Source organism: Planctobacterium sp. AWM4_229 (assembly GCF_056160305.1).
This window is the reverse complement of sequence record NZ_JBSWWX010000003.1, coordinates 91,403-110,814: the sequence shown is the minus strand read 5'-3', so window position 1 is coordinate 110,814 and position 19,412 is coordinate 91,403. Positions and strand designations below refer to the sequence as shown.

Sequence of the window (19,412 nt, the reverse complement as noted above, 5' to 3'; positions counted from 1 at the left end):
ATGCCATGTTTACGGTTCGATATTGCCCCGGCCTCTTTTAGTTTCAAGACCTTGCGAATAGTCTCTTTGCCGGGTGTTATTAGAGGAATCATCACCATGATTATTACCGCCTGTTCGGGTATTCTGGTGATGATGATGGTGCTTGCGTTTTACTACGTGACGCTGATAAAAAGGCCAATGATTCCAGCCATAAAAGGGATAACCGAATCCATAACGGTGATGAGGCCAAACTGAAATCGTCTCAATTTCAATTCTGTCGATATCTTCCCAAAGATAATAACCTTTGGCTTTCATAGTGGGATAATGATAATTGTGCTCCCCAACCAACCCTTGTTCTACACCGCTTATAGTGCCAGAGAACGTCATACTGCGGCCTTTTTGATACACCATAGGGTCTAGAAAGCCATCAACATAAACCCGGAAGCGACCGATACTCTCCTTACCTATTATTGGACGTCCATATCCCCTTAACGGGTAATACACAACGTCCAGTTGCGTCTTATCAGCTTTGTTTTCAATATTAGCAATAACCCCACCCCAGCGAGCCATCTTGTCTTTTTGCGCATCAGGTGCTGCGGCAACTTGCTGATAGGCCACTAAAGGCGTGTTCTCCGGTACTTTGACACTCTCAGGAACAGCGGCACAGCCAGTTAAAAACAAGGTAAAAACAAGCAATGAAAAACAAGACTTTGTCAGACCAAATTTCATATTCAGGCCCTCAAAATTGGGGAAATAGATGGACACTAGTGTATTAGCTTAACGGTTTAAAGTGAACCGCTACTGAATCAGTGAGGCGTTTGGAATGAAGTTGACCAGGTATCTCAGGCGTAGGTATCTACGCCCATCATTTGTTTTATTTCTTCCCGACGAGTTTCTACGGCGAGGCTTTGATAGGCATCGACGCCATACCTGCTCCCCGAAAACTGGCCGCCTTGTTGCTCGCGAAATTTATCTGCCTGGGCGAAAGACTCAGAATCGCCACGCTTAACGACAACTTGACCAGGATAGCCCGAGCGTGACTGCGACGCATCCTCCTGAGCAGGTTGTTGCTCCGGATTTTGCCTTGGCGCCTGATTTACCGGCGGATTAATAATGAGTGTTCCGGGTCGGGTAACCACGGATGATTCAAACGTCACTAGCTGCTTCCAATTGCCATTTGCTATGTTTACAAAAATCTATGCAATATTAATCGGCTGATTTCTGTAACTCTTTAGCCTTTCTCTCAGCAATTTCCCGGCCAATCTTACAATTAATAGTTATTGATCCCCTGAATCTGTTAATAATTCTATCTGCCGGGTAGTTTTTTCCAGGTCACTTTATCCCTGAGATATGTGGGTTCGATTTTCGCCGCTTCAAAAGTATGGCCTTGCTGCCATTGGTGTTTTGCCATGGAAAGCATCCAGCGAGCATCAGGGTATGTTACACCAATGTCCTGAGGTGTGAAGGCACTCAGTTGTTCATATGCCTTCCACCCGGTTCCCGCACAAGCAAACTCACCGGCTTGCGATAACGGTCCTTGCAACAATTCTTCAGGTGGGATCACCAGCTCCTCGTTTCTCAGTTGCATCAAGCCATTGGCATCCAATTGGTAATGGCCAAAATACACCTCTGACATACGGGCATCAATAAGTGACACAACAGACTGGCAATCGCTATTGGCGTGACACTGTTGCGCCATAGCCTGTAACGTACTGACTTTGACGATGGGCAATCTGGCGCCAAAAGACAGTCCTTGCACCATCCCCATCGCAATACGCACACCAGTAAAACTGCCGGGGCCCGCCCCCACTCCTAGCACATCTAATTGACTGAGTTGCAAATCAGCCTCAGATAACACCTCTTGCACCATAAGTAGCAATTTTCGGCTGTGCTCCTGAGGGCAAATCTCAAAACGACTAATCACCCCATGTTGGGTCTCAAGTGCCACAGAGCAAGCTTCCGTTGCAGTATCTATTACCAGTATATTCAAACTCATTTCTTATAATGCCTCTAAAAAAGCTAATGCATCCTCAAGTGAGCGAGTGCGCTTCATATCGGGAAGACTGCTTAAAAAAGTTTTGCCATAATCTTTGTTCACCAATCGATTATCACAAATAACCAATACCCCTTTATCATTGATGTCGCGAATTAATCTTCCTGCGCCTTGCTTCAGGGAGATAACTGCTTGAGGGATTTGCATAACTGCAAAGGGGTTTTGCCCCTTTTTACGACAATCTTCTACTTTAGCTTGTAACAATGGGTCATCGGGTGAGGCAAAAGGCAGCTTGTCGATAAGTACACAAGTCAGCTTGTCGCCACGCACATCAACACCTTCCCAAAACGCTCCTGTTCCCAATAAAACCGCTTCAGGATTATCCATAAACTGCTCCAGCAACTCCCGTTTACTGGTGTCCCCCTGCACCAAAATAGGTACATCTATTTCATCAGCCAACAAGCCCGCAACCTGGCGCATCATACTATGACTGGTAAACAACAAAAAACAACCGCCCGCGCTGGCCTCAATGAGCTTAAGAGAAACCTCCAGCAACATGTTTTTGCGCTTAAAGTGATTCGCCTCGGAAAAATACCGTGGAACGCATAACAGTGCCTGGGACTGATAATCGAATGGACTATCGAGGATCATTTCGTCAGCAGGCTTGAGTCCTAACTGTTTTTTGAAGTGGGTAAAGGTTTCCCCCACAGCCAAGGTGGCTGAGGTAAAAACCCAGGCGCTATCACTGTGTTCCAGAAACGCGCCAAATTTACCGGCAATACTCAATGGCGTCGCATGTAAAATTATATGTTTGGGCGTGGTTTCGTACCACAAACTGATACCAAGCTGCTTTTCATCACGCATGATCCCGAGTCGACTGCGCACCTCCACCAACCGTTCAAATAGCGCATCAAATGCCTTATCACGATTGAGGTGCAGCTTACTCACCTGATACATCACATCAAAGGCATCGTTGAGTTTGCTGAGCTGCTCGATTATTTCTGGCCTACGCAGTTGCTCAAACCAATTGCCCTTTTCAGGCTGCAATGGATAAAGAAGACGCAATTCCGCCATTTCACCGCGCAATTGCTCGGCAGCCTGACTGAGTTGACTGGCATCTTTTAAAACGGTTCTTTGCAGTGCTTCAATATCTCGGCAAATATCGTGTACCTGCCGCCCGGAAAGCGTTTCGCCAAAATATTCGGTGGCGATATCAGGAATTTGGTGCGCCTCGTCGAAAATAATAGCATCCGCCTCGGGGATAAGTTCACCAAAACCAGTATCCTTTAACGCCAAATCAGCAAAAAACAAATGGTGATTCACCACTACCAAATCCGATTCCATGGCTTTCTTACGTGCTTTTACCAGGTAACAATCTTCGTAATCAGGACAATCTCGTCCCAAACAATTGTCTACTGTTGAGGTGACATAAGGCAAAATACCAGAATCTTCTTTTATGGCAGAAATCTCTCCGATGTCACCCGACTGCGTAGTAACCGACCATTTCTTCACCCGGGTCAAATCCGCTAATACATCCGCGCTCATCAAATGAGTGCCACTGCTGTGCTGGGCTAATCGCTGCAAACAAAGATAATTGGCTCGTCCTTTTAACAATGCCGTACTTTTATTGCTTTTCAGGGCTTTTTTTATCAGAGGAAGGTCCCGTAAAAAGAGCTGCTCTTGTAAGTTTTTTGTACCCGTCGACACAATACATTTGCGCTTACTGAGCAAAGCCGGGACCAGATAAGCAAAGGTTTTTCCTGTGCCTGTTCCGGCTTCTACAAGCAATTGCTCCTTTCCCTTAATCGCTTTAGCAACAGCTTCCGCCATCTCTATTTGCGCAGCACGAGGTTTAAAATTTTCGATATTTTCGGATAGCGTGCCATCCTGTGCAAAAGCCTTGGTTACATCTGACATTTAATAATTCTTATTTAGGGGCATCATTGCTACTAAGCAAAAGTTGTCATTTTATTTTACAGCGGTATAGAGGCAATACCAATGAGCAATACCCATCCAGCAAAAAACAGTTTCAGACGTGTCACTGAGAAATATAGCACCACAAAACGGGCAATGGAGCCACCGATAACAGCACCCAGCCCGGCGAACAGAACAATGGCCCAATACACGGCTCCAGTTTGCATTAAATGATAAAGCACTCCTGTCCAAACAGAAAAAGCACTGAGAATAACCGCACTGGCAATAGCAAAAGACACATTGAAGCGCCGAAAAATCAAATAAATGGCGATGAGCTCTCCTACCCCCACCGATAGCCAGGCAGTAATCCCTCCTCCGAGCAACGCAATTACTGGCAAACAGAAGTGATCCCATCTCGTTAAAACTGTGCTGAATTGGGAATTTTTTAACATTGGAATTGACGCAAATATGGCCAGCGCCAGTACCACAGAAAAAGCCCCAAAAGTGGCATGTAAACTATTAGGTGACTGCCAATCCATGACTTGCACCCACCCTATACCCGCCATTGAGAACGGTACCGTTAACAACAACACTCGGTACAGTGGTTGCCATTCAGCATCGCTCTTTTTTTCCGCCTTAAACCACAGGAACCAGGACAATGCGCCCGCTGTCATGCCAAAACACTGAATGGCGAAACTGGTGGCAACTATAGTGGTATTGTCTAAACCCAGCTGACTGAAAAAGGGCACAAAAATAACGCCGCCACCGGCTCCGGTAGAGTTTGCAAAAATAGCGCCGACGATGCCCAAAAACGCAAACCCTATGTATTCCCCCAATAACTGCAAGGGAGATTCTGCATAGCTGAAAAATGCCAGGCACCAGAGGGCAAACAAAAAACAACGAATTTGGGTGGATTTGGAATAGCGCATAAAAAATCTGACGGTTGTATCAGGCGTTAAATATGAAAACGACACAGTAATAGACCAGGTGTTGGGGCATTATCCTCACAAATGACACAGATGCAAGAAAGTTCCCGATTACGGTTGTATTTCAAAGAGCGAGCACCTACATTTGCTTTGAATACTAATCTTAACAAGGAATTTTCCCATGAGTGACTCTGAATTTGATTTTATCGTTTTTGGCGCGACCAGTTTCGTGGGAAAAATATTATGTGCCTACCTCACCGAACATTACAATGACGGCTCTGTTAAGTGGGCAATGGCGGGACGTTCCGCAAGCAAGTTAGATTCCCTGAAAACCGAGCTAGGTGAAAAAGCCAATTTGGTGCCAGTTATTGTGGCCGATGCCGCCGACGAGCAACAGCTCACTGCCATGGCCAATCAAACCAACCTGATAGTTTCTACCGTTGGGCCTTACGCCCTCTATGGCGAACCGCTGGTCAAAGTCTGCTGTGAAACCGGAACCGATTATTGTGACCTGACAGGTGAGACACAATGGATTGCTCAAATGTTGGAGAAGTACGAAGCAAAAGCGAAAGCCTCTGGTGCACGCATCGTCAATTGCTGTGGTTTTGACTCAATCCCTTCTGACATGGGAACTCTCTTTTTACAGGAAAAAGCTCATGAACAATTTGGTCACTATTGTTACCGCGTGAAAATGCGAGTGAAAGCCATGAAAGGTGGATTTTCCGGGGGAACCGTAGCCAGTCTGCTTAATGTTGCTAAAGAAGCAGCCAAAGATCCTGCGCTGCGAAGAACCCTGACCAACCCTTACGCACTCTGCCCCACAAATCATCCTTTCTTCGCTCGCCAGGCCAGCAACAACAAAGCGAAGTTCGATAGTGATTTCCAACAATGGACAGCGCCCTTTGTCATGGCCTCCATTAACACACGCATAGTCCATCGAAGTAACGGTCTACTGGACGCCCGCTATGGTAAAAACTTCTTATACGATGAAGCCATGTTGAGTGCCACAGCCTTTAAAGCAAAAGCGATGGCTTATGGCTTAGGTGCATTTATGATATCTGCAGCGTTGGGACCGTTGCGCACTGCCATGGAATCATTGTTCTTACCTAAACCGGGCGATGGTCCTTCCCCTGACGAACAAGAAAATGGCTTTTACAATATGCAGTTTTTTGGCGAGACAGCCACCGGGCAAACCATCAAGTGCAAAGTAACCGGCGACAAAGATCCCGGTTATGGTTCCACCGCGAAAATGTTGGCAGAAACCGCTATTTTCTTTTCGAAACTCAGTAAGAATGATAAAGACGCTTGTACTGACGGGGGATTCTGGACCCCCTCGACACTCTTTGGCATGCCATTAATCGAACGCTTATCCGACAAAGCTGGCTTGTCATTTGAGTTAGTTACTGATTAGGCGATTCAAAACTTATTACAACAGTCCAAGCGCCTCTACAGAGGTGAGAAACATGGTCACCGGGTTGTTGCTTACCGGGCAGCTATCCAGTGCCAGTTGCAACTGTCTTGGATTGAAGCCTTCGGGATAAACCGCTTTGACCGTGGTTTGATCAATGTACTCTAGCAAAGCTTGCTCGTCGTTATTCATGATTGCGGCGACTTCCGCTGTCATAAGTGAAAGAGGTAAAGACTCTCTTTGCGCTTTTTCAGCTTCTTGAATCCAGGCCTGATACTCCATGCAAAAATGCATATTAGCGTAGGCTTGAAGCCACCGTTCAGGATGTGCTCTAAACAATGAATGACGCTTCAGCCGGGCTAACGTTTGATAAGTTGAATTAAGACCTTTAGGAGCGACCAGATTATGCAACGCCTGCAATCTCTCTTGATATTCGAGTGATACATTAGCACTATCAATCCAGGCCTTATATTGTGCAACGTGCGCAAGTTCATGCTGTAAGGACATAGTAAGCTCTGTCCCGGACAAAGTATTATCCAACAGTACTTTAATGGTTCGCTGTGAGATATTAGTCTGAGTTTGGGCACGTATGCTTTGCCCTGCTTTATTTTTCAATAAAGAGGTACAGACTATCTCAACACCGGCAGGTTGTGGACCGATATCCTCAAGAACCTCACGGCAGCTTTTGTTTGCTGCCGCCTGACAGGAAAATAGCCATAACAAGATAAAAATTGAAATCCGCACGTCCATCTACAAAACATACCAACACTTTATGAAACTAATGCGGCAATACCGTCTTTATCCATGCCAAACGCCTGCAATTTCTGTTTCACTTCTGGCTCGGGTAATTGTGATTTGGCCGATAAAGCCCAAAGCGATATAGAGCGCTTGCCACTGCGGCAATAGGCTAATACGGGCTGTGGAAGCTCAGATAAAACTTTGCCAAATTCTTTCGCTGCTTGTAAAGAAACTGCGGTGGGAGCTACTGGATAATAACGGCACTCAATACCGTACTCTTCAGCTTTACGTCTAATGTCAGTGAATTGGGCTAACTCCGTGCATTCTTCATCAGGGCGATTACATAATATTGAACGATATCCTAAAGCATGTAACTGCGTTATATCAGCGACATTAAGTTGTTCAGAAATAGTCAGGGTTTCAGATACCTTATTTAATTTCATGCTGATACCTATATTGCGTTAACCGGGATCTTGATAAATTGCTGACCTTTCTCGCTCACTTCACCAAACTGACCATTGCGCATATTGGCTTGTATTGCGGGTAATAATAACTTTGGTACAGCCAGGGTTGCATCACGAGCTTGCCTTTTCTCAATGAATTCGTCTTGAGACGTGGCGGCCTTAATCATGATATTTGCCTGTTTTGAGTGTCCAACGGTAACCATTGAGCAAGGCTTTTGCCCTTCCGCCGGATAATCGTGCCCCAAAAAGACTTTGGTATCTTCCGGCAACGAGTAAATACGCTGAATGGTACTATATAAATCTTGTGCACTGCCGCCCGGAAAGTCACAACGTGCAGTACCAAGTGACGGTGCAAATAGGGTGTCCCCTGCAAAAATTGCCCCTTCAAATAAATAACTGGCACAGGCGGGAGTGTGGCCTTGAGTGTGCCACACAGTGGCATTGAGATTGCCAACTTGGAACTGTTCGCCATCTTCAAATAATTTGTCAAATTGACTGCCGTCAATTGGAGTATCAATTTCTGTCTCAAACTTGGGTACCCACAATGAAAGTACCTTCACAATTCCTACACTCATAGCAATTTGGCCCCCTACTTTTTCCTTCAGATAGTGGGCAGCTGTAATATGATCAGCATGAACGTGGGTTTCCAGTATCCACTGATTTTGCAATTGCTGTTGTTCTATGAATTTGATTACACGATCTGCGCTATCAAAACTCGCCATAGCAGAGTATTGGTCATAATTCATAACAGAATCAATGATGGCGGACTTTTTTGTCTCTTCATCAATCACCAGATAGGTAAAGGATCCGGTTCTTTCATCGTGGAATGTTTCAACTTGCATTAGTTCCTCTCTAAATAAACTCTTTGATCAGAATAAAAGTAGCAATGGCTGCAGTAAAAAAAGCAAACATTTTCTGCAATAGACCGCCGTCAATTCGGTTTGCTAACCCAGACGATGCCCACATACCCAGTAAAGTAGCAGTTAGCATAAAGACGATTAACTGCATATCCAGAACTATGCCCGTCTGGAGATCACCAACAAACCCCAATAGTGATTTGAGTGCGATAATAAATAGCGAAGTACCAACCGCATTTTTCATCGGTAAGCCTAGTAACAGTACCAAGGCGGGGATGATTAAAAACCCACCTCCAGCGCCCAACATTCCGGTAATCAAGCCCACAACAGCACCGTCCAGAGCTATTGCCAGCCAGCGCGAGGTATCAAGTTTTATAACACTTCCCTCAACCTGGTCTTGATTATTTTTTTGTTGAGCCTTTTTCAGCATTGCGATAGCAGAAGCCAACATCAATAAGGCAAATAAACCCATGATCGCCTTGTCTTTTTGGATCACAACGGGATAAGTTAGCAACACGTCAGGTAAAGTCGGCATTAACAGCAGCCTGGTGAGATAGACCGCTACAACTGAAGGAATAGCGAATAACAACGCAAGCTTAAGATCCACTAAGCCAAGACGGAAATACCGCATAGCGCCAAAAGCAGCCGTCGCTCCTACTATCAATAATGAGTATCCAGTGGCAATACCTGGCTCTAAATGCATTAAATACACTAAGATGGGTACGGTCAGAATGGAACCGCCACCGCCCACGAGCCCCAAAACCAGCCCCATTACAATAGCTGCCAAATAGCCAATCAATTCCAAATCTACGCCCTCAGATATAACTGGACGATATAATATATTCCTTTTAGGGATATGCAATAGCTGGTATAACTGTATTCCAAACTAATCTGACTAAAGCCAGGAATATTCCTATTGAGAATATAAATAGTTCGCTTTGATATATATAGAGGCTGAGGTTACTGATTTCCAGATAACATTATCTGTAAAAGTTCTATAGCTGTAGCGGCTGGATTAGAGATATGGTGCACAGCAGGAATTGCAGGCCACCGAAAAAGCAAAAAACCGGCAAAAGCCGGTTTTTATATTTGGTGCGGACGGAGGGACTTGAACCCTCACGAGCATAGCTCACCACCCCCTCAAGATGGCGTGTCTACCAATTCCACCACATCCGCGAAAATTATATTAAGTGTTTGGAACGTCGCTTTCAGACTCTTCCTGGTCTGCAGCTGGCACATCTCCCGCCGCAGGAACATCTTCACTTACTGGCGCAGTCACAGCAGGCACCTCAATGTTTTCCCACGTGTCTTCTGTTGTGCCCTGATTATTGGACAAATTACCCAACGCCAAACTTACGATAAAGAAAATCGTAGCTAAAATTGCCGTGGTTCTTGTCAGGAAATTACCTGACCCAGTTGAACCAAATACCGTGTTGGAGCCACCGCCACCAAAAGACGCACCCATATCGGCCCCTTTGCCTTGCTGGATCAACACCAAACCAATAAGCGCGATGGCTACAATCAAATCAACAACTAACAATACTTCGTATAACATTTATTATCTCTGGTATATTCAGGCCGACTTACAAATCGCTTTGAAATCGTCAGCTTTGAGGCTTGCCCCACCAATGAGGCCACCATCTACATCGGGTTGTGAAAAGAGCTCTGATGCATTATCAGCCTTAACACTACCACCGTACAAAATTCTCATTCCACCTGCTACTTCAGCAGACTTTTGGGCGATAAACTCACGCACCTTCTGATGCACTTCTTGTGCCTGCTCCGGACTTGCTGTCTTGCCCGTGCCAATTGCCCACACAGGCTCATAAGCTAGTACACACTGAGCGAAACGCTCAATGCCAAGTTGCTCAATCACAACGGCAACTTGCTGCACACAGTGCTCAACGTAATCCCCAATATCTCGGATGCTTTCTTCTTCACCAAAACACACAATAGGTGTTAACCCTGCTTCCAGCGCACGCTGAGCTTTTTGCGCGACGATACTGTTGGATTCTGCGTGATAGGTACGTCGTTCAGAATGTCCAACAATCACCCATTTGGCACCGCACTCAGCGAGCATAGCAGCACTGATTTCGCCAGTGTAAGCCCCAGACTCCTGAGCGCTTACATCTTGCGCTCCCACATCGAAGCTAACTGCTGAAAATTGACCTAAATAAACAGACGGTACACAAACAACCACTTGTGTGTCTTTGAAATCGCAAGCATTTAATGCCTGGCTCATTTCTTTGACTAAAGCACTTGAACCATTCAGTTTCCAGTTACCGGCTACCAATGATTTTCTTTTTGTTGCCATATCACTTGTCATTTTTCAGCAATTCCGAGCGGTGCGAGATATTAACGAAGACACATCCAAGATACAAGATTTCAACGGAAATATTTTGCTTAAATGGCGTCTTTTACGGCACCGGCGATGTATTCCGCCCAATTATTAGCCAGCGCGCTGTCCTGAGCTTCTACCATTACGCGGATAAGTGGCTCGGTGCCACTTTTTCTGAGCAGGACTCGTCCTGTGTCATCCAGTTCCGATTCAGCCTCTTTAACGGCATCCTGAACAGAACTGAGTTGTAACGGATCATCGCCTTCTTTGAAGCGTACATTGATGAGTTTTTGAGGAAATTTTTCCATGCCTTTGGATAGATCATGTAAGGACATATTCGCCTTAAGCATGGACGTTATCACTTGTAATCCCGAGACGATACCATCACCAGCAGAGGCTACATTGAGATTAAGTACATGTCCTGAACTTTCACCACCTATGCTCCATCCTTTTTCCTGAAGTAATTCAAGAACATATCTGTCCCCTACTTTACTACGCGCAAAAGGGATACCGAGCTTAGTTAGCGCAATTTCTAATCCCAAATTACTCATTTGGGTACCTACGACACCGCCACCGTTTAACTTACCTGACTTGAGGTTATCTCGTGCGATGATATAAACGATCTGGTCACCATCCAGCACATTGCCTTTGTGATCAATCATCATGATGCGATCACCATCGCCATCAAGGGCAAAACCCAAATCTGCTTTTTCTTCAAGTACTTTGGCTTTGATTTGTTCCAGTGAGGTCGCCCCAACTTTATCATTGATATTCAGGCCATTGGGATTGGTACCTATCTCAATAACTTCAGCACCTAGTTCAATAAGCACATCAGGCGCTATGTGATAGGTTGCGCCATGGGCACAATCAACCACAATTTTTAGTCCCTGCAATGACAATTCCGATGGGAAACAGCCCTTGCAAAATTCAATGTATCGTCCTGCGGCATCATCAATGCGGTTGGCCTTACCTAATTTGTCAGAGCTAACACAGGTCATGGGTTTTTCCATTTGAGCTTCAATAGCTAACTCAATATCGTCGTCAAGCTTATAACCTGTGGAGCCAAAAAACTTTATGCCATTATCATAATAAGGATTGTGAGAAGCACTTATCACAATACCGGCTTCCGCTCGGAAAGTTTTGGTTAAATAAGCAATCGCGGGCGTAGGCATTGGACCTAACAAACCAATATTGATGCCCGCAGCAGAAAGGCCGGCTTCCAACGCCGACTCCAACATGTAGCCAGATATTCGGGTGTCTTTTCCTATCAATACTTTATTAGTGCCATGACCAGCAAGAACCTTACCTGCAGCCCACCCTAGCTTGGTTACAAATTCCGGATTAATCAGGTTTTCACCAACACGACCTCGAATGCCGTCCGTTCCAAAGTACTTTCTCATTTAAAATCTCAAATTAACTGTATGGTTTTTTTCAATACGTTTAGCGCATCCACGGTCTCTTTGACATCGTGCACACGCAATATTTTTGCGCCCTGACACGCCGCAATTAGCGCTCCGCTTAAACTACCTGCCAGGCGTTCTTCCACCGGGCGATTAAGTAAATTGCCTATCATTGACTTGCGCGACAGGCCAATCAACAACGGTAGCTGCAATCCATCGAAGTAATCTAGTTGCCCTAGTATTTCATAATTATGTTGCAATGACTTACCAAAGCCAAACCCGGGATCCAGAATAAGTTTAGTTCGTGATATCCCAGCCTGCTCACATGCAGCTATGCGCTGTTCAAAAAATTGTTTAATTTCTGCGAGTAAGTTTTCATATTGCGGCGCTGCCTGCATGGTCCGTGGCTGTCCCTGCATGTGCATAAGACAAACTTCCACATTGCAAATAGCTGCAATTTCGATAGCACCAGGTAATTGTAATGCTCGTACATCATTAATCAGCGTAGCCCCGGCAGCCACCGCTTCACGCATTACCTGAGGTTTACTGGTATCAATGGAGATTCGAACATCTATCTTGCCAGATAACCGCTCAATTACAGGCACAGTTCTATCAAGCTCTTCTTGCACTGAAACTTCTGCTGCGCCGGGCCGAGTGGACTCCCCACCAATATCTATTATGGAAGCGCCATCGGCCACCATCTGCTCAGCTTGCACCAGCGCGCTATCAAGACCGTTAAACTTGCCCCCGTCAGAGAACGAATCAGGGGTTACGTTAAGTATCCCCATAACTTCCAGATCAGGATTGAACTTGTGTTGTAGTGTCATCGGATTTATTAAACTAGTCAAAAAAAACGCCTCAAACGAGGCGTTTCATACTTCATTTCAATATCGGATTTTATCCCGGCATGTCGCCCGGTTTACCTACAGAGCTTTTAGACTCTGTTTTATCCTCATCTTCTGTTTTAGCTGAGGCTTCAGCACCTGCACCGCCTGTTGGCTTGTCAGACTTATCGTCGTCCTTATTCCAGTCTGCCGGTGGGCGAACCTCTTTGCGTTCCATCAGATCATCAATCTGCTTAGCATCGATGGTTTCGTATTTCATTAGAGCATCTTTCATGGCATGTAGAATGTCCATGTTTTCTTCGAGGATATTCTTAGCGCGCTCATAGTTGCGATCAATAACACCTTTGATTTCAGCGTCTATAGCGCGTGCGGTATCGTCAGACATGTGCTTACTCTGTGCAGCACTGCGTCCTAAGAACACTTCACCTTCTTCCTCTGCGTATAGCATCGGCCCCATTTTGTCCGATAAGCCCCACTGAGTAACCATCTTGCGGGCGATATCAGTAGCACGCTCGATATCGTTTGAAGCACCGGTAGTGACTTTATCTGAACCATATATGAGGTCTTCAGCTAAGCGTCCACCAAACAAGCTGGAGATCATACTTTCAAGGTGCTGCTTGCTGTGACTTACTCTGTCTTGCTCAGGCAGGTACATGGTTACACCTAAAGCCCGTCCACGAGGGATAATCGATACTTTGTATACAGGATCGTGCTCAGGTACCAAACGGCCAACAATAGCATGCCCCGCTTCGTGATACGCCGTCATGGCTTTTTCGTCTTCCGACATTACCATTGAGCGACGCTCTGTGCCCATCATGATCTTGTCTTTCGCCTTATCAAATTCTTCCATGTTAACCAGGCGCTTGTTTGCTCGAGCGGCGAATAACGCAGCCTCGTTAACAAGGTTAGCCAAATCGGCTCCAGAGAAACCGGGTGTACCACGGGCAATAACCGAAGCCTCTACGTTGTCAGCAATTGGCACTTTGCGCATGTGTACTTTCAGAATTTGCTCACGACCACGGATATCAGGCAAGCCCACCACTACCTGGCGGTCAAAACGTCCTGGACGTAAAAGCGCCGGGTCGAGTACATCCGGACGGTTGGTGGCAGCGATAACGATGATACCTTCATGCCCTTCAAAGCCGTCCATTTCCACCAACATCTGGTTCAAGGTTTGCTCACGCTCATCGTGACCACCACCCAGACCCGCACCACGCTGGCGGCCTACGGCGTCGATTTCGTCGATAAAGATAATGCAAGGTGCTGACTTTTTAGCTTGCTCGAACATGTCTCGTACTCGAGAAGCACCGACACCGACGAACATTTCTACAAAATCAGAACCAGAGATAGTGAAAAATGGTACTTTTGCTTCACCGGCGATGGCTTTTGCCAAAAGGGTTTTACCAGTACCAGGAGGCCCTACCATTAAGACACCCTTAGGGATTTTGCCGCCCAGCTTTTGGAATTTAGACGGATCACGCAGGAAATCTACCAGCTCTACCACTTCTTCTTTGGCTTCGTCGCAACCAGCGACATCCTGGAAAGTGGTTTTAATTTGGTCTTCACCTAATAAGCGAGCCTTGCTTTTGCCAAACGACATAGCACCGCGACCACCGCCGCCCTGCATCTGTCTCATGAAGAAAATCCACACGCCGATCAGCAGCAACATCGGGAACCAGGAAATAAAGATATTGGTCAACATGGAGGGCTCAGCAGGAGGTATCCCTACCACACGAACATTGTTTTTCAGCAAGTCCGCCATTAATCCATCGTCGTAATATGGAATGTTGGTGTTAAAACTTTCACCAGTGCGTTTTAAACCGCGCACCTCACCAGTCTCTTTATCGATACTGATCTCACGGATCATGCCCTGATTGACTTCTTTGATAAACTGATCATAACTGGTTTGCCGCTTGCCAGAGTCACCAGGGGTGAAACTCTGAAAAACAGACATCAATACCACAGCGATCACTAACCAAAGGATCAGGTTTTTAGCCATATCACTCAATGTAATAACCTCAATAAAACTTAAAAATGCGTAATCAAATCGCCATCGGTCAAGAATACTATAGTTTTCTGCCGGTAGCCAATATAAGGACATCCACTGTGCTTGAACAAAAGACGTCTATTTTCGGGTGTTTCCTCTAACATTGGCCGGTTTCGACGCCCGAAATCACTTTTCGAAACCTGCCTCTAATCATTCACTTCAACGCTGTATAGCACGTGGTGAAATCACGGCTCACTCGATAAGATCTCAGCTAGTGATTCTTTACAATACGGTTAAAGCACCACTTCTGTTCAAAACCGGACGAAAAAGTCAGCCCAAAACACTCTTAAACCCACCAACCCCCCAGCTTTAAAGAAAGTTAAAGAGTACTTTTCGATGTTTTAATCCATTCCCGATTAGGATTAATGGTGAGATGGCGCTAGAATACAGGTTTTCAACCTAAGAATAGAGATTTATTTGTAAATGAATCTAACCAATAAACAGAAACAACACTTAAAAGGTTTAGCCCATAGCCTAAAGCCTGTGGTGATGTTGGGCGGCAATGGCCTGACTGAAGGTGTTATGGCAGAGATTGATTCCGCCCTGGCACATCACGAACTTATCAAAGTAAAAGTCCCCTCTGAAGACCGTGAAGAAAAGAACCTGATCATGGACGCCATTGTAAGAGAATCAGGGGCTGTAAAGGTGCAAACCATCGGCCATGTGCTGGTGCTTTACAAACCATCAGAAGACAAAAAGATTGAGCTTCCGAAAAAGTAAAATACCACTTTTCGCAACGCTAAAAAAAAGCCGTTCAGTAGAACGGCTTTTTTATATGCGGCTAGCGACATCGAAATTAGATGTATTCTACTTCGATTATTTCGAACTCTTTTGCACCTGACGGTGTCTGAATTGTCGAAACATCATCCAGGCTCTTACCGATCAAACCGCGGGCAATAGGAGAATTCACTGAAATCAGATTATTTTTAATATCAGCTTCATCATCACCTACGATGCGGTAGGTAGTTTCCTCATCAGTATCCAGATTCAACACCGTCACTGTGGCACCAAATATCACTTTGCCATTGTTGGTCATCTTTTTCACATCGATGATTTGGGCGTTGCTCAGCTTGCCTTCGATGTCCTGAATTCGACCTTCACAAAAGCTTTGTTGTTCACGCGCTGCGTGATATTCAGCGTTTTCTTTTAAATCGCCGTGCTCTCGTGCTTCTGCAATGGCATTAACGATTTGCGGTCGCTTCACGGTTTTTAACTCGTGCAGCTCCGCTTTTAACATTTCAGCCCCTTCGGCTGTCATTGGTATTTGATTCATTGCGTAATTCTCTTGTGTAATTCCTGCACAGAATTAACCGCATTACGATCATCCGACGCATGAGCGTTGATGGTAGCAAAAGCCCCGTTCATGGTTGTGGTATAAGCTACTTTATTGAGTAGTGCTTCTTTACGGATGTAGACGGAGTCAGAAATCGCCTGACGTCCTTCGGTTGTGTTAATTATGTAGCAGTATTCGCCGTTTTTGATGGCATCAACAATGTTAGGTCGACCTTCCGACAGCTTGTTGACCACATCACAATCGACGTTCGCGTTATTCAATAACTGAGCAGTACCGCTGGTCGCCTCGAGGCCGAAACCTTTTTGCAACATGGCTTTACCCAATTCTACAGCGCGATTTTTATCATTATCTCGCAAAGACAGCAAGACTTTACCTTTTTTCGGTAAAGGCGTGCCTGCGCCTAAATTGGCTTTTGCATAAGCCTGAACAAAGCTTTCGCCAACACCCATGACTTCACCAGTAGAACGCATTTCTGGACCAATCAATGGATCAACGCCTTGGAATTTAGCGAAGGGGATCACCACTTCTTTAACAGAATAATACGGCGGAATGATTTCCAACATTTCATCTTGCTGTGCCAGGGTTTGACCAACCATGGTTCGGGCAGCGATTTTCGCTAATGGTTTACCTGTGGCTTTAGATACAAATGGAACAGTACGCGCAGCACGTGGATTCACCTCAATAAGGTAAACCTCACCATCTTTCACCGCAAACTGGGTATTCATCAAACCGATAACGCCCAATTCTAAAGCCATGTCTTTGACTTGCTGACGCATGACATCCAATACTTTTTTCGGCAAGCTATAAGACGGTAATGAACAGGCAGAATCACCAGAGTGAACACCCGCTTGTTCGATATGCTCCATAATGCCACCGATAGTGACATTCTCACCATCACAGATAGCATCAACATCCACTTCGATTGCATCATCAAGGAATCGGTCTAGTAACACCGGAGAGTCATTAGACACACTTACGGCTTCATTCAGGTAGCGTTTCAAATCAGCGATATCATAAACAATTTCCATCGCCCGACCACCTAATACATAAGAAGGTCGCACCACCAATGGGAAGCCGATTTTTCCAGCTTCTTCTAGTGCTTGCTCAAGGTTGCTAACCGTGGCATTGGCAGGCTGCTTAAGTTGTAACTTGTACACCATCTGCTGGAAGCGTTCGCGATCTTCTGCACGGTCAATGGCATCTGGCGGAGTGCCGATAATGGGAACGCCGGCTTCTTCCAATGCTTTGGCTAGTTTGAGCGGTGTCTGTCCACCGTATTGCACAATCACGCCTTTGGGCTTTTCAACACGCACAATTTCCAGCACATCTTCCAGAGTTACGGGCTCAAAGTACAAACGATCAGAGGTATCGTAATCGGTAGACACTGTCTCTGGATTACAGTTAACCATAATGGTTTCGTAACCATCTTCACGAAGGGCCAACGAAGCGTGAACACAACAGTAATCAAATTCGATCCCCTGCCCGATTCGGTTGGGTCCACCACCCAAAACAATGATTTTTTCTTTGTCAGATGGGTTGGACTCGCACTCTTCATCATAAGTGGAATACATGTAAGCGGTGGTAGTGGAGAACTCTGCGGCACAGGTATCAACGCGCTTATAAACCGGCAATACCTCGTTCTTAACTCGTAAGTCGCGCACGTCAGACTCGGCCAGTTTTGTTAGCTCAGCAATGCGAGCATCGGCGAAGCCCTTGCGCTTAATCTTGCGCAGAAAATCACCAGTCAGAGCCGCAACCCCCTGTTCTTGCATGTGTTTTTCAAGATTGACGATATCTTCAATCTGCACCAGGAACCATCTGTCAATGTTGGTATGACTGAACACTTCGTCAACTGTCATGCCAAAGCGGAAGGCGTCGGCAATATAGAAAATGCGTTCGGCACCGGCTTCAGTCATTTCGCGTACTAGCGTATTTTTGGCATCGCTAGCCTCCAAATCAATGATGGAATCGAAACCATTAACGCCAATTTCCAAGCCGCGTAGGGCTTTTTGCAATGACTCTTGCTGATTGCGGCCAATCGCCATAACCTCACCCACCGACTTCATCTGTGTGGTAAGTCGGTCGTTTGCACCGGAGAATTTTTCAAAGTTAAAGCGTGGAATTTTGGTAACTACGTAATCAATAGCTGGCTCAAAAGACGCAGGAGTTAAGCCACCAGTAATATCATTGGCTAATTCGTCCAGGGTATAACCTACAGCTAGTTTGGCAGCCACTTTAGCAATGGGGAACCCCGTTGCTTTGGAGGCCAGAGCTGATGAGCGTGATACACGCGGATTCATTTCAATGATGACCAGGCGACCATCTTTTGGATTCACACCAAACTGAACGTTAGAACCACCTGTTTCTACACCGATCTCACGCAATACTGCCATGGCGGCATTACGCATGATTTGAAACTCTTTATCGGTAAGGGTTTGCGCTGGAGCAACGGTGATGGAATCCCCGGTATGAATTCCCATCGGGTCAAAGTTTTCAATGGTACAAACGATGATGCAGTTGTCGTTTTTATCACGTACAACTTCCATCTCGTACTCTTTCCAACCGATAAGGGATTCATCAATGAGTAATTCATTGGTAGGTGATAAATCCAAACCGCGGCGACAAATCTCATCAAATTCATCAATATTATAAGCTATGCCACCCCCGGTTCCGCCCATTGTGAAAGACGGGCGGATAATACAAGGAAAACCAATACGACTAAGCACGTCATGGGCTTCTTCAATAGTATGGGCAATCTCAGCGCGTGGACATTCCAGACCAATGGATTTCATGGCCTTATCGAAGCGTTCCCGATCTTCCGCTTTATCAATGGCGTCGGCTGTGGCACCGATCATTTCTACATTGAATTCTTTTAATACACCGTGTTTTTCCAGGTCCAGCGCACAGTTCAATGCAGTTTGTCCGCCCATTGTGGGTAAAACTGCGTCGGGGCGCTCTTTAGCAATAATGTTTTTGACGACTTCCCAGTGGATAGGCTCGATATAAGTGGCATCGGCCATTTCCGGATCAGTCATAATGGTAGCTGGGTTAGAGTTCACCAAAATTACACGGTAGCCTTCTTCGCGAAGAGCTTTACACGCCTGAGCACCCGAATAATCGAATTCACAAGCCTGACCGATTACGATTGGGCCAGCGCCCAAAATCAAAATACTTTTTATGTCATTACGTTTTGGCATTGTCAGATCCTA

18 protein-coding genes and 1 tRNA gene are annotated in these 19,412 nt (G+C 45.7%); 2 read left to right on the top strand and 17 right to left on the bottom strand.

What is annotated here, in order from left to right:
- Window positions 1-9 precede the first annotated feature (9 nt).
- The 5 genes from ACXAGP_RS06800 to ACXAGP_RS06780 form a co-directional block, all read right to left on the bottom strand.
- Window positions 10-708: a Slp family lipoprotein gene (locus ACXAGP_RS06800; protein WP_475260375.1), complete on the bottom strand. Its 699-nt coding sequence runs from the start codon at window positions 706-708 to the stop codon at window positions 10-12.
- A 113-nt stretch (window positions 709-821) separates the two neighbouring features.
- Complete coding sequence (locus tag ACXAGP_RS06795; RefSeq protein ID WP_475260374.1) at window positions 822-1,136, bottom strand: hypothetical protein; 315 nt, start codon at window positions 1,134-1,136, stop codon at window positions 822-824.
- A 149-nt stretch (window positions 1,137-1,285) separates the two neighbouring features.
- Window positions 1,286-1,969 carry a tRNA (adenosine(37)-N6)-threonylcarbamoyltransferase complex dimerization subunit type 1 TsaB gene (tsaB, locus tag ACXAGP_RS06790; protein ID WP_475260945.1) on the bottom strand — a complete coding sequence of 228 codons (684 nt, stop codon included), beginning with the start codon at window positions 1,967-1,969 and terminating at the stop codon, window positions 1,286-1,288.
- 9 nt (window positions 1,970-1,978) lie between these two features.
- Window positions 1,979-3,889 (bottom strand): ATP-dependent DNA helicase, encoded by a 1,911-nt coding sequence (locus tag ACXAGP_RS06785; protein WP_475260373.1) that lies wholly within the window; start codon window positions 3,887-3,889, stop codon window positions 1,979-1,981.
- 56 nt (window positions 3,890-3,945) lie between these two features.
- Window positions 3,946-4,815, bottom strand: a complete 870-nt coding sequence (locus ACXAGP_RS06780; RefSeq protein ID WP_475260372.1) for a sulfite exporter TauE/SafE family protein — start codon at window positions 4,813-4,815, stop codon at window positions 3,946-3,948.
- Between the two features lie 178 nt (window positions 4,816-4,993).
- Between ACXAGP_RS06780 and ACXAGP_RS06775 the strand changes: the two genes are divergently transcribed.
- A complete protein-coding gene (locus ACXAGP_RS06775) occupies window positions 4,994-6,223 on the top strand; it encodes a saccharopine dehydrogenase family protein (protein WP_475260371.1) in 1,230 nt (409 codons plus the stop codon).
- Window positions 6,224-6,238: 15 nt separating this feature from the next.
- On the opposite strand, the gene ACXAGP_RS06770 is transcribed toward ACXAGP_RS06775, so the two are convergent.
- The 10 genes from ACXAGP_RS06770 to ftsH form a co-directional block, all read right to left on the bottom strand.
- Window positions 6,239-6,970, bottom strand: coding sequence for a hypothetical protein (locus ACXAGP_RS06770; protein WP_475260370.1), 732 nt, complete (start codon window positions 6,968-6,970; stop codon window positions 6,239-6,241).
- Between the two features lie 20 nt (window positions 6,971-6,990).
- Entirely contained in the window at window positions 6,991-7,401 is a 411-nt protein-coding gene (locus ACXAGP_RS06765; protein ID WP_475260368.1) for a protein tyrosine phosphatase family protein, read from the bottom strand.
- 8 nt (window positions 7,402-7,409) lie between these two features.
- Window positions 7,410-8,264 carry an MBL fold metallo-hydrolase gene (locus tag ACXAGP_RS06760; RefSeq protein WP_475260367.1) on the bottom strand — a complete coding sequence of 285 codons (855 nt, stop codon included), beginning with the start codon at window positions 8,262-8,264 and terminating at the stop codon, window positions 7,410-7,412.
- 10 nt (window positions 8,265-8,274) lie between these two features.
- Window positions 8,275-9,084, bottom strand: coding sequence for a sulfite exporter TauE/SafE family protein (locus tag ACXAGP_RS06755; protein WP_475260366.1), 810 nt, complete (start codon window positions 9,082-9,084; stop codon window positions 8,275-8,277).
- 285 nt (window positions 9,085-9,369) lie between these two features.
- Window positions 9,370-9,455, bottom strand: a tRNA-Leu gene (locus tag ACXAGP_RS06750).
- 10 nt (window positions 9,456-9,465) lie between these two features.
- A complete protein-coding gene (gene secG, locus ACXAGP_RS06745; protein WP_475260365.1) occupies window positions 9,466-9,834 on the bottom strand; it encodes a preprotein translocase subunit SecG in 369 nt (122 codons plus the stop codon).
- Between the two features lie 18 nt (window positions 9,835-9,852).
- Entirely contained in the window at window positions 9,853-10,593 is a 741-nt protein-coding gene (gene tpiA, locus ACXAGP_RS06740; protein WP_475260364.1) for a triose-phosphate isomerase, read from the bottom strand.
- 89 nt (window positions 10,594-10,682) lie between these two features.
- The gene (gene glmM / locus ACXAGP_RS06735; RefSeq protein WP_475260363.1) at window positions 10,683-12,017 is read right to left on the bottom strand and encodes a phosphoglucosamine mutase; all 1,335 of its coding nucleotides are present in this window, start codon (window positions 12,015-12,017) and stop codon (window positions 10,683-10,685) included.
- Between the two features lie 8 nt (window positions 12,018-12,025).
- The gene (gene folP / locus ACXAGP_RS06730) at window positions 12,026-12,844 is read right to left on the bottom strand and encodes a dihydropteroate synthase (RefSeq protein ID WP_475260944.1); all 819 of its coding nucleotides are present in this window, start codon (window positions 12,842-12,844) and stop codon (window positions 12,026-12,028) included.
- 70 nt (window positions 12,845-12,914) lie between these two features.
- Window positions 12,915-14,870, bottom strand: a complete 1,956-nt coding sequence (gene ftsH / locus ACXAGP_RS06725) for an ATP-dependent zinc metalloprotease FtsH (RefSeq protein WP_475260943.1) — start codon at window positions 14,868-14,870, stop codon at window positions 12,915-12,917.
- Between the two features lie 462 nt (window positions 14,871-15,332).
- Here ftsH and yhbY point away from each other — a divergent pair, with 462 nt between their 5' ends.
- On the top strand, window positions 15,333-15,629 hold the full coding sequence (yhbY, locus tag ACXAGP_RS06720; RefSeq protein WP_475260361.1) for a ribosome assembly RNA-binding protein YhbY: 297 nt from the start codon (window positions 15,333-15,335) through the stop codon (window positions 15,627-15,629).
- A 76-nt stretch (window positions 15,630-15,705) separates the two neighbouring features.
- On the opposite strand, the gene greA is transcribed toward yhbY, so the two are convergent.
- Both greA and carB read right to left on the bottom strand, forming a co-directional pair.
- Window positions 15,706-16,182 carry a transcription elongation factor GreA gene (gene greA / locus ACXAGP_RS06715; RefSeq protein ID WP_475260360.1) on the bottom strand — a complete coding sequence of 159 codons (477 nt, stop codon included), beginning with the start codon at window positions 16,180-16,182 and terminating at the stop codon, window positions 15,706-15,708.
- Entirely contained in the window at window positions 16,179-19,400 is a 3,222-nt protein-coding gene (gene carB, locus ACXAGP_RS06710; RefSeq protein WP_475260359.1) for a carbamoyl-phosphate synthase large subunit, read from the bottom strand. The genes greA and carB overlap by 4 nt, the downstream gene beginning before the upstream one ends.
- Between the last annotated feature and the right edge of the window lie 12 nt (window positions 19,401-19,412).